Annotated in this window: 12 protein-coding genes; 9 read left to right on the forward strand and 3 right to left on the reverse strand. The window is 64.7% G+C overall.

Translation table 11 applies throughout. The features are described 5' to 3' along the window. Positions 1 to 94: 94 nt before the first annotated feature. Together rbsK and RX327_RS13005 are read right to left on the reverse strand one after the other, a co-directional pair. Positions 95 to 1,030: a ribokinase gene (gene rbsK / locus RX327_RS13000; RefSeq protein WP_317250471.1), complete on the reverse strand. Its 936-nt coding sequence runs from the start codon at positions 1,028 to 1,030 to the stop codon at positions 95 to 97. A gap of 22 nt (positions 1,031 to 1,052) precedes the next feature. Then, on the reverse strand, positions 1,053 to 1,946 hold the full coding sequence (locus RX327_RS13005) for a sugar kinase (protein WP_317250472.1): 894 nt from the start codon (positions 1,944 to 1,946) through the stop codon (positions 1,053 to 1,055). 226 nt (positions 1,947 to 2,172) lie between these two features. On the opposite strand from RX327_RS13005, the gene RX327_RS13010 reads away from it, so the two are divergent. The 4 genes from RX327_RS13010 to RX327_RS13025 all read left to right on the forward strand — a co-directional run bounded on the left by RX327_RS13010 (position 2,173) and on the right by RX327_RS13025 (position 6,096). After that, positions 2,173 to 3,021: a VOC family protein gene (locus RX327_RS13010; RefSeq protein ID WP_317250473.1), complete on the forward strand. Its 849-nt coding sequence runs from the start codon at positions 2,173 to 2,175 to the stop codon at positions 3,019 to 3,021. 347 nt (positions 3,022 to 3,368) lie between these two features. Further along, positions 3,369 to 4,025: a TetR/AcrR family transcriptional regulator gene (locus RX327_RS13015; RefSeq protein WP_317250474.1), complete on the forward strand. Its 657-nt coding sequence runs from the start codon at positions 3,369 to 3,371 to the stop codon at positions 4,023 to 4,025. Between the two features lie 204 nt (positions 4,026 to 4,229). After that, positions 4,230 to 5,039: an ABC transporter permease gene (locus RX327_RS13020; RefSeq protein ID WP_317250475.1), complete on the forward strand. Its 810-nt coding sequence runs from the start codon at positions 4,230 to 4,232 to the stop codon at positions 5,037 to 5,039. 58 nt (positions 5,040 to 5,097) lie between these two features. Further along, positions 5,098 to 6,096 carry an ABC transporter substrate-binding protein gene (locus RX327_RS13025; protein ID WP_317250476.1) on the forward strand — a complete coding sequence of 333 codons (999 nt, stop codon included), beginning with the start codon at positions 5,098 to 5,100 and terminating at the stop codon, positions 6,094 to 6,096. On the opposite strand, the gene RX327_RS13030 is transcribed toward RX327_RS13025, so the two are convergent. Next, on the reverse strand, positions 6,072 to 7,121 hold the full coding sequence (locus RX327_RS13030; protein WP_317250477.1) for an IS30 family transposase: 1,050 nt from the start codon (positions 7,119 to 7,121) through the stop codon (positions 6,072 to 6,074). The two genes, RX327_RS13025 and RX327_RS13030, sit on opposite strands and share 25 nt — an antisense overlap. A 163-nt stretch (positions 7,122 to 7,284) precedes the next feature. Here RX327_RS13030 and RX327_RS13035 point away from each other — a divergent pair, with 163 nt between their 5' ends. The 5 genes from RX327_RS13035 to RX327_RS13055 are packed head-to-tail and all read left to right on the forward strand — an operon-like array spanning position 7,285 to position 12,758. Beyond that, a complete protein-coding gene (locus tag RX327_RS13035; RefSeq protein WP_317250478.1) occupies positions 7,285 to 8,121 on the forward strand; it encodes an ABC transporter ATP-binding protein in 837 nt (278 codons plus the stop codon). Positions 8,122 to 8,135: 14 nt separating this feature from the next. Further along, complete coding sequence (locus RX327_RS13040; protein WP_317250479.1) at positions 8,136 to 9,539, forward strand: hypothetical protein; 1,404 nt, start codon at positions 8,136 to 8,138, stop codon at positions 9,537 to 9,539. Beyond that, positions 9,536 to 10,687: a Gfo/Idh/MocA family oxidoreductase gene (locus tag RX327_RS13045; RefSeq protein ID WP_317250480.1), complete on the forward strand. Its 1,152-nt coding sequence runs from the start codon at positions 9,536 to 9,538 to the stop codon at positions 10,685 to 10,687. Before RX327_RS13040 ends, RX327_RS13045 begins: the two co-directional genes overlap by 4 nt. 14 nt (positions 10,688 to 10,701) lie before the next feature. Further along, positions 10,702 to 11,895 carry a dihydrodipicolinate synthase family protein gene (locus RX327_RS13050; RefSeq protein ID WP_317250481.1) on the forward strand — a complete coding sequence of 398 codons (1,194 nt, stop codon included), beginning with the start codon at positions 10,702 to 10,704 and terminating at the stop codon, positions 11,893 to 11,895. Continuing rightward, the gene (locus tag RX327_RS13055; protein WP_317250482.1) at positions 11,895 to 12,758 is read left to right on the forward strand and encodes a sugar phosphate isomerase/epimerase family protein; all 864 of its coding nucleotides are present in this window, start codon (positions 11,895 to 11,897) and stop codon (positions 12,756 to 12,758) included. The genes RX327_RS13050 and RX327_RS13055 overlap by 1 nt, the downstream gene beginning before the upstream one ends. The last annotated feature ends 25 nt before the right edge of the window (positions 12,759 to 12,783 follow it).

Genomic DNA, 12,783 nt, shown 5'->3' on the forward strand with positions numbered 1-12,783 from the left:
GTTGTCCCGGCGAAGACGGGATCCATACTCCGCGGCGATCATTGGCGGAGACGAACGCAGTTACTGCGCGGGTGCCCCAAACTGTAGCCGGTGGTTATGGGTCCCGGCCTTCGCCGGGACGACGCGTGGAAAGAACGGCGCTAACCTCCTGCGCCGTCGGCATCGACGGCGCGGCCCCCATCCGTTGCACGCAAATCGAGGCGGCGGCGTTGGCGTAAGCCAGTGCGTCGCCGAGCGGCTTGCCAATGGCGAGCTGTGAGGCGAGGGCGCCGACGAAGCAATCGCCAGCGCCTGTGGTGTCGACGGCCTTGACCTCGCGTCCCGGCACGAGCAGCGGTTGGTCCTCGACCAGCGCCAGCACGCCGCGCTTTCCGAGCGTGACGCAAACGATTTTGCCTTGCCCTAAGGTCCTGGCCGCCTCGGAGAAGCGCTCCGGCGTGTCGCCGTCTCGCAGCTCCGTGCCAGTCAGGTAGCCGAGTTCGGTTTCGTTCAGAACGAGGATGTCGACGAGATCGAGCAGAGCCTTGTCGGCCTTTTTCGCCGGTGCCGGGTTGAGCAGCGTCGTGGCCCCGGCAGCGCGGGCGCGCCGGAAGAACGCAGCGATGGCCGGCAGCGGAATCTCGAACTGGCTGACGGCGACGTCACCCCTCGCGAGGATGGGGGCCGCGACATCATCGGCATCGACCAGCCCATTGGCGCCTGGCACAACGACGATTGTGTTGTCGGCGTTCGCAAGCGTGATGATCGCCGTGCCCGAATGCGTGCCGTCCGTGTCCTTGACGAAGGCGAGATCGACACCTTGTGCGACGAGGAACGTTCTCAGCTCCTTGCCAAACGCGTCGGTGCCGAGCCGGCCGATCAGCGTGGTCGGTATGCCGAGCTTGGCCGAAGCGACCGCCTGGTTGGCACCCTTGCCGCCCGGAAAATACAGCACCTGGCGGCCGGCGACGGTCTCGCCGACCTTCGGATGGCGATCGGCGGTCGCCACCACATCCATGTTGATGCTGCCGGCGACGAAGACGCGCCCCATGGCCTAGCCCCATTCACCTCTATCAGGCCTCGGCGCGAAACTCCTGCTTGACCGCCGCGATATCCGCCAGTGTCGGCAGGCCGGCCTCGTTGCCGAGGCGCTGGATCTTGAAGGTCGAGGCGGCGCGCGCGAAATCGAAATGCTCGCGCCAGCTTTTTCCGGGATGGGCGAGGTAGGAATAGACATAGGCACCGTGGAAGACGTCTCCGGCGCCGTTGGTGTCGATGACGCGCTCGCGCGGGATCGGCATCGCCGGCATCACCTGCACCGTTCCGGTCTCGTCGTACCAGAAGAGGCCCTTCTCGCCCATGGTGACGCCGCCGATCCTGCAGCCGCGGGCCTTGAGGTAGTCGAGCATCTTCTCCGGCGTCAGGTCCATCTGCTCGCACAGGCGTTCGGCGACGATGGCGACGTCGATATACTCGAGCAGCTCATGCGTGTTGGTGCGCAGGCCGCCGCCGTCGAGCGAGGTCAGGATGCCGGCCTCGCGGCACACCTTGGCGTAGTGGATCGCGGCGTCCGGCTGGTGGCCGTCGACATGCAGGGCGCGGCAGCCGCCGAGATTGAGCATCGGGAAGGGGTGGATGTGCTCGTCGTCGCGGCAGCGGACGATGGCGCGCTTGCCGTCCTTGGGCATGATGAAGGAGAGCGAGGACTGGTTGACCTTGCGCCCGTGCAGCGAGATGCCGTACTTGGCGCACATGTCCTGGAACATGCGCCCCAGCCAGTCATTGGCCATGGTGGCGATCAGGTCCGGCGGGACGCCGAGCTTGGCGCAGCAGAAGGCCGCGGTCACCGCATTGCCGCCGAAGGAGACCGCGTAGTCCGAGGCCACGTGCTTCTCGTCGCCGGTCGGCATGTGGTCGGTGATGAAGACGACGTCGATATAGGTCTGTCCGATGAAGAGAGCCTGCATTGGCTTTCCGTCGTGGCTTGGTGTGGTCCCGGCCGGCGGTTCCAGACTAGCATTGCTGATCGGCCGATATCGCTGAAAATATTCGCAACCCTGCCTGGTTTACAGGTAGAGATGATGGCTGTGCCGGGCCCTTCTGGCATGCGGCATAACGGCTGGCGGCAGTCCGTGGTTCCGGGCTGGGTTAAGGGAGAAACACAATGACGGCAGATTCGGGGAGGTTGCGGCCATGATTATCGGTCTCGATCACGTCGTCGTCCTGACCAGCGACATCGCTGCTGCCAGCGCGGCCTACGAGACGCTGTTCGCGCGGTCGCCTTCCTGGCGCTACAGCGGCGGCGGCGCGGACCGCACGCTGTTCACGCTCGACAACACCACGCTGGAATTGGTGGCGCCGCAGGGCGACGACGATGCAGCCCAGCGCGTCCGCAGCGCGCTCGCCACCCAGGGCGAGGGGCTTGCGAGCCTGTGCTTCCGCACCAGCGATATCGCGAAGACACACCGCAGGCTCGACCGCTTGACGCTAAAGCCCGAACCCGTCGCGGAGGTCGAGAGCCGCGACGACATCAGTGGCGCCACGCTGTCGTGGAAGCGTACGCGGGCCGCGACCGATGCGACGCGCGGCGTGCGCATGTTCTTCCTGGAACGCGAGCAGGAGCGGCCGCTGTCGGTCCGCACCACGACCGCATCGATCACCGCGATGGATCACGTGGTGGTTTCGACCGCCGATCCGGAACGCGCCGCCGCGCTCTATGGTGCGCGGCTCGGGCTCGATCTCGCGCTCGACCGCTCGCACCAGGACTGGGGCCAGCTGATGTTCTTCCGCTGCGGCGACCTCATCGTCGAGGTGACGCACCGGCCGGGCAAATCGGAGACGGACGCGCCGGACCGGCTGCGCGGCATCTGCTGGCGCGTCGCCGACATCGACGCCACGCGTGCGCGGCTGATCGCCGCTGGTGTCGACGTCTCCGAGGTTCGTACCGGCCGCAAGCCCGGCACGCGCGTGATGACGGTGCGCAACGGCACCTGCGGCGTGCTGACGCTTCTGGTGCAGCCTTCGCAAGGAAAGCCAGACTAGGCTGCGCTTTATCCGCGCGTCGTCCCGGCGGCGGGTGTCGTAGGCAACTGCAGGCTTTGAATTTCTCGTCATTCCGGGGCTCGCGAAGCGAGAACCCGGAATCCATTCACCCACGGAACACGTTGTCCGATTGATTTCGGGTTCGTGCTGCGCACGCCTTCAGGTGCGCAATTGCGCACCGGGGAATGACGAGGAGGGTGGTTGCGAGAAATATTCCCGCATGGCCGTCACGACAACATTCGTTCTCAAACGTCGTTCGTCATGCTACATTCATCAATTCAGCATCACGGGCGATCGATTTGGCCAAGGCAAAGCGAATTCAGAGATGGCAACGCGATCCCGAGGGGATGCGGCTGCGCATTCTCGAAGCTGCCAAGCAGGAGTTTTCCGCCCATGGGCTCGCCGGCGCGCGCGTCGACCGCATCGCGGCGAAGGCCGGCGCGAACAAGCGCATGCTGTACTATCACGTCGGCAACAAGGACGAGCTCTATCTCGCGGTGCTCGAAGGCGCCTATGACAAGATCCGCAGCGAGGAGCGCGGGCTCGATCTCGAGCATCTCGATCCGCCCGAGGCGATCCGCCGCCTGATCGAGTTCACCTGGAATTACTTCCTGCGCAATCCCGAATTCCTGTCGCTGCTGAACACCGAAAACCTCGCTAAGGCGAAACACCTGAAGCGTTCGACCAAGGTCAAGTCGATGCATTCGCCCTTCGTCGAGATGATCCGCACCGTGGTTCGGCGGGGCGTCGACAGCGGCGATTTCCAGGTCGCAGTCGATCCAGTGCAGCTCTATATCTCGATCGCGGCGCTGAGCTTCTTCTATCTCTCCAACAGCGCTACGCTGAGCGTGATCTTCGGTCGCGACCTCTTGAAGAAGGACGCCCGCGACGAGCGCCTCGAGCACATGACCGCGCTGGTGCTGGCGGCGCTGACCGGCAAATCCACGGCGGCGTTCGGCGGCGCGATGCCGGTGCTGCGCGCGGCCGAGCACCGCGTGGTGTGAGGCGCACGTTCGCGCTCATCACTGATGCCCGTAGCCCGGATGGAGCGAAGCGCAATCCGGGCTACGAAGTCTCATCCGACAAAAATTCTCGCCTGACGAAAGTCGCGTATTTCGGCGCGATTTTGCCGCGCGCTTGGGGCTGGACAGTATTTATCCAACGGGTTAATTTCTGAACGAACAGAGAGACTGCAAAGGGAGCGTGACGTGGCGGAGGCAAAGAGCCCTTCGGGCCTGTCGAAGGTGCTGAATGCGGCGTGGGTACGTCCGTTCCTGTTTTTGGTTGTCATCGTGGCGGCCTGGGACCTCGCGATCCGCCTGTTCCATATTCCCGCCTACCAAATTCCCTCGCCCGGCGACGTCGTCGCGGTGCTGTGGAGCGAATGGCCGGAACTGCTGCGCCAGTCCTGGCCGACCACCTATGCGACCGTCTGCGGCTTCCTGCTCTCGGCGCTGTTCGGCATTCCCGTGGCGATGCTGATCGCGGGCTCGAAGACGGTGGAGAGCTACGTCTATCCGCTGCTGGTGTTCTCGCAGTCCGTGCCCAAGATCGCGATCGCACCGCTGTTCGTGGTTTGGTTCGGCTTCGGCATCATTCCCAAAGTCATTTCGGCCTTCCTGCTCGGCTTCTTTCCCGTGGTGGTGTCCGCCGTGCAGGGCTTCAAATCGGTCGATCCTGACATGGTCGATCTCGCCCGCGCCATGCAGGGCAGCCGTTTCCAGGTGTTCCGCGCGGTGAACCTGCCGCATGCGCTGCCGGCGATCTTCTCTGGCCTCAAAGTGTCGGTGACGCTGGCCGTGGTCGGCGCCGTCGTCGGCGAGTTCGTCGGCTCCAATTCCGGCATCGGCTACGTCATGCAGCGCTCGATCGGCACGTTCGACCTGCCGACGATGTTTGCGGCGCTGGTGATCCTCGCGCTGCTCGGCGTGATCCTGTTCTGGATCGTGGATCGGATCGAGAAGCTGGTCATTCCCTGGCATGTCAGCCAGCGCGAAGACATCATCTTCGCTTCCTAGCGCAGCAAACGGACAAGCGGTCCAAGCAAGGACCGCGGACAATAAAGGGAGAACAACCATGAAGCGTTTGATTGCGGTCGCAGGCGCCGCGCTGGCCTGGACCGCGCTTGCGGTGGCCCCTGCATCCGCGGCCGACAAGGTCGTGCTGATGCTCAACTGGTACGTCTATGGCGAGCACGCGCCGTTCTATTACGGCAAGGCCAAGGGCATCTACGCGGCCGAAGGCATCGAGCTCGAGATCCAGGAAGGCCGCGGCTCGGCTGCGACCACGCAGGCCGTCGCTGCCAAGACGGCAGATTTCGGCTATGTCGACGTTCCCACCATGATGCGCGCCGCGATCAAGGGCGCGCCCGTGGTTGCGACCGGCGTGCTGCTCCAGACCAGCCCGATGTCCGCGATGGGCTTCGCCGACAAGAACATCAGGAAGCCCGAGGACATCAAGGGCAAGACGGTGGCGATCACTCCCGCTGATTCCATGACCCAGATTTGGCCGCTGCTCCTGAAGAAGACCGGCCTGAAGGAGAGCGACTTCAAGACCGTCGCCGGCGACGGCCAGACCAAGCTTAACGCCGTCATCAATGGCCAAGCCGACCTTTTGCTCGGCTACGTCATGGACCAGTCGATGAAGATCAAGGACGCCACCGGCAAGGACGTCTATCCGATCAAGTTCGCCGACTATGGCATCAACATGGTGTCGTCGGGCGTCATCGCCAATTCCGACTATGTGAAGGCCAATGCGGATCTCGTCCGCCGCTTCATGTCGGCGACGACGAAAGCAGTCGAAGCTGCCGAGAAGGAGCCGAAGGCCGCGGCGCAGGCGATCCTCGATGCCAACCCCAAGGGCGGCAAGATCGATACGCTGACGCAAGGTTTCGAGCTGACCATTCCGCTCTACCGGACTGCGGAGACCAAGGGCAAGCGGCCGTTCCAGGTCACCGACCAGAACATGACGGACTCCGTCAATTTGATGGTCGAATATGGCGGTCTCGACGCCAAGGCCAAGGACAACCCGAAGGCCTTCTACACCAACGACTATCTGCCGAAGAGCAATTCGTGAGCCATCACCGCCGACTGTCGTCCCGGCGAAGGCCGGGAGGTAGATTCACATTCGAAGTGCAACACTTGAGCAAAGGCCTCGGCAGGCGTGCGGTAGTCAAGGCATTTGCGCGGGGTGTTGTTGTAGGCGGCGATGAACTGGCGGAATCTGGCGGTCGAGAGGGTTACGAGATCGGTCTTGCGGGGAATAAAGCGGCGCATCCTGCCGATAGCGTTCTCGATGCCGCCCTTCTGCCAGGGGGCGTGGGGATCGCAGAAGAAGGTCTCGATCGAGAGGCGGTGCAGCGCCAGGTGACCGGCGAACTCGGTGCCGTTGTCGAAGGTCACGGTCTGGCGCAGCTCCTGTGGCAGGGTCGCGAAGAAGCCCACGAGATGGCGGGCGACACCGCGCGCGACCTTGCTGGCAAGGCGGATGCCGAGCAGCAGACGCGAGGTGCGCTCGTGCACGGTCAGCACGGCCTGACCGTATTTCGAGAACATCATCAGGTCGGCCTCCCAGTGTCCGGGCACGCTGCGGTCGGCCACTTCGATCGGCCGATTTGCCAAGGAAACACGGCCTTCGATGAAGCTTGCGGGGCTGCCGCCCCTCTTGCCGCGGCGGCCGCGCTTGCTCTTGGCGCGCGGCAGATAGCGCCGCCAGTTGAAATCCGTGGTGCGCCTGAGTTGGGCATAGATGAAGCGGTAGATGGTCTCGTGCGAGATCACCTTGCGCCCGGACTCGCGGGCCAGCCGGCCGGCGACCTGCTCGGGCGACCAGCCCCGGCGAAGGCGTTCCAACACCGCGCGGCGCAGGCCGGGCTCCCGTTCGAGGCGTCCGCCCGTCCAGCGCCGCGCTCGCATCTGGTGCTGGGCATAGTTTGGCTTGTAGCCGACCTGGCTCCCCCGATTGCGCCTCAGTTCCCGAGAGACCGTTGATGGCGAGCGATCCAGAGCTGCCGCGATTTGCCGGACCGAGCTGCCATTGGCCGATAGGCAGGCAATCTCGCATCGGTCGTCCAGAGAGAGCTGCTTGTAAGTCCGCCCCATGGCAACACCTCCTCAAGGAAGTGTTGCACTTCGTTTGCGAACTCAGGGGACCCATAACCACCGGCTCCAGTTGTTGCGAGAGGTCTCTCCCCATGTGCCCGAATGAAAGGCCGCGGCATATGGGTCCCGGCCTTCGCCGGGACGACGGGTGGAGGGGGCTGCGATGAATCCTGCGACGAAACCAACCCCCGTCAGCCAGCCCGCCGCGCATCTGCGGCTGGTGTCGGACCGCGCGGCGGGCATCAAGCTGTCAGGCGTGTCGAAGACCTACCGGACGCGCGACGGCGACGTGCCGTCGCTGCGGCCGCTCGACTTCCACATCAACGACGGTGAGTTCTTCGTCGTGGTCGGTCCGAGCGGCTGCGGCAAATCCACGCTGCTCAAGCTGATCTCGGGCCTGCTGCCGCCGACGACGGGCGAAATCCTGGTCGAAGGCGAGAAGGTGACGAGGCCGCACGGCAATGTCGGCATCGTCTTCCAGAACGCGCTGCTGCTGCCATGGCGCAACATCCTCGCCAACGTGATGCTGCCGATCGACATGAAGCGGCTGCCGCGGCAGGAATATCTCGCGCGCGCCAAGTCGCTCTTGAAGCTGGTCGGGCTCGAAGGCTTCGAGAAGAAGCTGCCCTGGCAGCTCTCCGGTGGCATGCAGCAGCGCGCCTCGATCTGCCGCGCGCTGGTGCACGATCCCAGGATCATGCTGATGGACGAGCCGTTCGGTGCGCTCGATGCGTTGACGCGCGAGCGCATGAATGTCGAATTGATGCGGATCCAGCGCGAGACGAAGAAGACGGTGCTGCTGATCACGCATTCGATTCCCGAGGCCGTGTTCCTCGCCGACCGCGTTCTGGTCATGACCGAGCGCCCCGGTGCGGTCGCCGCGATCTACGACGTGCCGCTGCCGCGCCCGCGCTCGCTCGATGCGATGGCCGATCCTGTCTTCACCGAGCTCGTGCAGCGCATCCGCAAACACTTCTTCACACAGGGGTCGCTGGACTAACACCCGAGCCTTCAATGCCGCTTCGCCTCAAGGTCAACGATATCGCGTTCTTCGAACGGCCGCTGGTGTTCGCCCGGCCGTTCCGCTTCGGCGCGGTGACGATCACCGCGTCGACGCAGATGTTCGTGCAGGTCGAGATCGAGGTGGAAGGCAAGGGGCGCGCCACTGGCGCCGGCGCCGAGATGCTGGCGCCGAAATGGTTCGACAAGCGGCCGCGTCTGACCGAAGCGCAGTCGCTTGACGGGCTTCGCCGCTCGCTTGCGATTGCACGCGAGCTCTACCTGGCGAAGGGCTTTGACACAGCATTCGGCCTCCATGCCGAACGTATCGGCCCGCAGGTTGCAGCCTGCGCCGCCGAAGACATTCCGCCGCTTGCCGCCGGCTTTGGCCCGGCCGAGATCGACAAGGCGATCCTCGATGCGCTGCTTCGTGCAGCCGAGACCAGCTTCTTCGACGGGATGGCCGGCAACATCGCCGGCATGGACGCGCGACTGACGGCGGATCTCGACGATGCGGCCATCGCGCGGTTCCTGTCGACGCGCAAGCGGCTTGACCGTGTCGCCGTCAGGCACACGGTCGGAATGGACGACAAGGTCGAAGGCGAGGGCGGTGTCGCCGATCGCAACGAGAACGCAGGTGCGCGCTATTTCAAGCTCAAGCTGTCGGGCGATCCTACGGCCGACGCGGCGCGGCTGACGCGGATCGGCAGCGAGCTCGCAAAGCTGCCTTACGCAACCAGGATCACACTCGACGCCAACGAGCAATATGCGGACCTCGTCGCGCTGAACGCGCTGGTCGACCGGCTCGACCATGACGCGGCGTTGCAGCCGATCAGGGCAAACCTGCTCTATATCGAGCAGCCGATGCCGCGCGATATAACAAGAGCCTCGCCGCTCGGGAAACTGGCGGCGCACGGCTTCATCATCGACGAAGCCGACGATTCCTATGATGCATTCCCGCAGGCGCGCGCGCTCGGCTATCGAGGCATCTCCTCGAAATCGTGCAAGGGCGTCTACAAATCGATCATCAACGCCACCCGTGCGGCGGTGTGGAGCGCGGATGGCGGCCGGTATTTCGTCACCGGCGAGGACCTCACTTGCCAGGCCGGTCTTGCCGTGCAGCAGGACCTCGCGCTCGGTGCCTTCCTCGGCGTGACCCATGCCGAACGCAACGGCCATCACTACGTCGACGGCTTTGGCGACACCCCGGCTGACGAGGCCGACGCCTTCCTCACCGCGCATCCCGATCTCTACACGCGCGAGGGCGGTAAGGTCCGCCTCGCGATCCATGACGGCGATCTGCTGACCGGATCGATCGCCGCCGCGCCGGGCTTTGCCAGTTCGATCCATCCGAACTGGTCGACCATGCAGCCGCTCAAGCGGCCAACATCACGCGTTTCGCAGGAGCAAGCAGCATGACCACCCAACGTCTCGGCCTCATCATGAACGGCGTCACCGGCCGCATGGGGCTCAACCAGCATCTGATCCGCTCGATCGTCGCGATCCGCGACCAGGGCGGTGTCCGCCTGAAGAACGGCGATCGCGTGATGCCCGATCCGATCCTGGTCGGCCGCAGCGCAGAGAAGGTCGGCGCGTTGGCAAAACGCTACAGCATCGAACGCCACACCACCGATCTCGATCGCGCGCTCGCGGACAAGGGCGACACCGTGTTCTTCGACGCCGCCACCACGCAGGCGCGGCCTTCGCTGCTGACCAAGGCCATCAATGCCGGCAAGCACGTCTATTGCGAAAAACCGATCGCGACGAACTTTGAGGAAGCGCTCGAAGTCGTCAAGCTTGCCAATTCGAAGGGCATCAAGCACGGCACGGTGCAGGACAAGCTGTTCCTTCCGGGCCTGAAGAAGATCGCCTTCCTGCGCGATTCCGGCTTCTTCGGCCGCATCCTCTCGGTGCGTGGCGAGTTCGGCTATTGGGTGTTCGAAGGCGGCTGGCAGGAGGCGCAGCGGCCGTCCTGGAATTACCGCGACGAGGACGGCGGCGGCATCATCCTGGACATGGTCTGCCACTGGCGCTACGTGCTCGACAACCTCTTCGGCAACGTCCAGAGCGTGGTCTGCATCGGCAATACCGACATCCCCGAGCGCTACGACGAGCAGGGCAAGAAGTACAAGGCGACCGCGGACGATTCCGCCTACGCGACCTTCCAGCTCGAAGGCGGCATCATCGCCCACATCAACATGTCCTGGGTGACGCGCGTCTATCGCGACGACCTCGTCACCTTCCAGGTCGACGGCACCCACGGCTCGGCGGTCGCAGGCCTCACCGACTGCATGATCCAGGCGCGGCAGGCGACCCCGAGGCCGGTGTGGAATCCGGACGAGAAGCGTCTGCACGATTTCTACGGCGACTGGCAGAAGCTGCCCGACAACGTCACCTACGACAACGGCTTCAAAGAGCAGTGGGAGATGTTCATCCGCCACGTCTACGAGGATGCGCCCTACAAGTTCACGCTCCTTGAAGGCGTCAAGGGCGTGCAGCTCGCCGAATGCGCGTTGAAGAGCTGGAAGGAGCGGCGCTGGATCGACGTCGCCCCGATATCAGTCTGAGAAGGGACTTTGTCATGAACAAGCCTGTCCGACCGATGTCATCGCTGTCGCTGAAGCTGCCGACCGCTGGCGGCGGCCTGGAGACTTATCGCCTGGCGGCGTCGCGGACCTTTCCGGCGAAGCTCGAGGGTACGCTGAACCGCATAGCATTCTCGGCCGCGCATGTGGTGGCCGATCCGCGCGCCGACGTCGATCCCTGGCTAGCCGCGGCGATCGACTGGGACAAGACGATCGCGTTTCGTGAGCACGTCTGGGACCTCGGCCTCGGCGTCGCCGAAGCCATGGACACCGCGCAGCGCGGCATGGGGCTGGACTGGCCGACCTCGCTCGAACTGATCCAGCGCTCGGTAAAGGCGGCAAAGGCCAGGGGCAATGCGCTGGTGTTCTCCGGCGCGGGCACGGACCATCTTGCAGTCGATGATGCCAAGAGCCTCGATGACGTGATCCGCGCCTATGAGGAGCAGATTGCGGCAGTCGAGAAGGTCGGCGGCCGCATCATCCTGATGGCGTCGCGCGCGCTGGCCAAGCTCGGGCGCAACGCCGACGATTATGCCAAGGTCTATGACCGCGTGCTGTCGCAGGTTCGCGAGCCCGTGATCATCCACTGGCTCGGCGACATGTTCGATCCGGCCCTGACGGGATACTGGGGCACCAAGGATCTCGATCAGGCGATGAACACGGCGGTTGCCATCATCAATGGCAACGCCGCCAAGGTCGACGGCGTGAAAGTCTCGCTGCTCGACAAGCAGCGCGAGATCGACATGCGCCGTCGTCTCGACAAGCGCATCAGGATGTATACCGGCGACGACTTCAACTATGCCGAGCTGATCGCCGGCGACGAGCAGGGTTTTTCCCACGCGCTGCTCGGCATCTTCGATGCGATCGCGCCGGCGGCGTCCTATGCGCTGTCGCGGCTGGCGGCCGGCGACGAGGCCGGCTTCCACGACGTGCTCGGCCCGACCGTGCCGTTGTCGCGTCACATCTTCAAGGCGCCGACGCGCTTCTACAAGACCGGCGTCGTGTTCATGGCCTATCTCAACGGCCACCAGAATCATTTCACGATGGTCGGCGGCCAGGAGAGTACGCGCTCCACGCTGCATCTGGCCGAGCTGTTCCGGCTGGCTGACAAGGCCGGCCTGCTCGCCAATCCGGAGCTAGCTACGCGCCGGATGACGACGATCCTGACCACGCGCGGCATCGAATCCTGATGCGCGACTTTTCGTCCGATCACCGCTGGCTGTCGTTGAACACGGCGACGGTCCGCAAGCAGGGTGACCTCGTCGCGATCATCGAGGCCTGTGCGAAGCACGGCATCCGCGCCATCGATCCCTGGCGCGACCAGGTCGCTGCCGTCGGTCTCGATCGCGCCGCGCGCGCCGTGCGCGAGGCCGGCCTCGAACTGTCGGGCTATTGCCGCGGCGGCATGTTCACGGCAGATGGCGCGCATCGCAGCGAAGCGCGCGACGACAATCGCCGTGCTGTCGACGAGGCGGCAGCACTCGGCGCCTCCTGCATCGTCCTCGTCGTCGGCGGCCTGCCGCAATATTCGCGGCCGGGCAGCGCGGCATCCAAGGATATCGCGTTGGCACGATCGCAGGTGCATGACGGCATCGCGGAGATGCTGGATTATGCGAAACAGGCAAAGCTGCCGCTGGCGATCGAGCCGCTGCATCCGGCCTATGCAGCCGACCGCGCCTGCGTGAACACCACGAAGCAGGCGCTCGACATCTGCGACCGGCTCGATCCTGATCGCAGCGGCATGCTCGGCGTCGCGCTCGACGTCTATCACATCTGGTGGGATCCGGAGCTGATGGGGCAGATCGCGCGCGCCGGCCGGGATCGCCTGCTCGCCTTCCACGTCTGCGACTGGCTGGTGCCGACCAGGGACATCCTCAACGACCGCGGCATGATGGGCGACGGTGTCATCGACATCAAGTCGGTGCGCGAAGCGGTCGAAGCGCAGCGCTTCGCCGGCTATTCCGAGATCGAGATATTCTCCAACGACTGGTGGGGCAAGCCGATGGACGAGGTGCTGCGCACCTGCATCGCGCGGCACAGGACAGTGGTCTAGGACGCCGGCAGGTGGGCGCAGCGCT

The sequence above is a fragment of the Bradyrhizobium sp. BEA-2-5 genome (genome assembly GCF_032918025.1).
GTDB lineage: Bacteria > Pseudomonadota > Alphaproteobacteria > Rhizobiales > Xanthobacteraceae > Bradyrhizobium > Bradyrhizobium pachyrhizi.

Bases quoted from the DNA above. Each gene is read 5' to 3' on its own strand.
- rbsK (WP_317250471.1), bottom strand. From the start codon at position 1,030: ATGGGGCGCGTCTTCGTCGCCGGCAGCATCAACATGGATGTGGTGGCG.
- RX327_RS13005 (WP_317250472.1), bottom strand. From the start codon at position 1,946: ATGCAGGCTCTCTTCATCGGACAGACCTATATCGACGTCGTCTTCATC.
- RX327_RS13010 (WP_317250473.1), top strand. From the start codon at position 2,173: ATGATTATCGGTCTCGATCACGTCGTCGTCCTGACCAGCGACATCGCT.
- RX327_RS13015 (WP_317250474.1), top strand. From the start codon at position 3,369: ATGCGGCTGCGCATTCTCGAAGCTGCCAAGCAGGAGTTTTCCGCCCAT.
- RX327_RS13025 (WP_317250476.1), top strand. From the start codon at position 5,098: ATGAAGCGTTTGATTGCGGTCGCAGGCGCCGCGCTGGCCTGGACCGCG.
- RX327_RS13030 (WP_317250477.1), bottom strand. From the start codon at position 7,121: ATGGGGCGGACTTACAAGCAGCTCTCTCTGGACGACCGATGCGAGATT.
- RX327_RS13035 (WP_317250478.1), top strand. From the start codon at position 7,285: ATGAATCCTGCGACGAAACCAACCCCCGTCAGCCAGCCCGCCGCGCAT.
- RX327_RS13040 (WP_317250479.1), top strand. From the start codon at position 8,136: ATGCCGCTTCGCCTCAAGGTCAACGATATCGCGTTCTTCGAACGGCCG.
- RX327_RS13045 (WP_317250480.1), top strand. From the start codon at position 9,536: ATGACCACCCAACGTCTCGGCCTCATCATGAACGGCGTCACCGGCCGC.
- RX327_RS13050 (WP_317250481.1), top strand. From the start codon at position 10,702: ATGAACAAGCCTGTCCGACCGATGTCATCGCTGTCGCTGAAGCTGCCG.
- RX327_RS13055 (WP_317250482.1), top strand. From the start codon at position 11,895: ATGCGCGACTTTTCGTCCGATCACCGCTGGCTGTCGTTGAACACGGCG.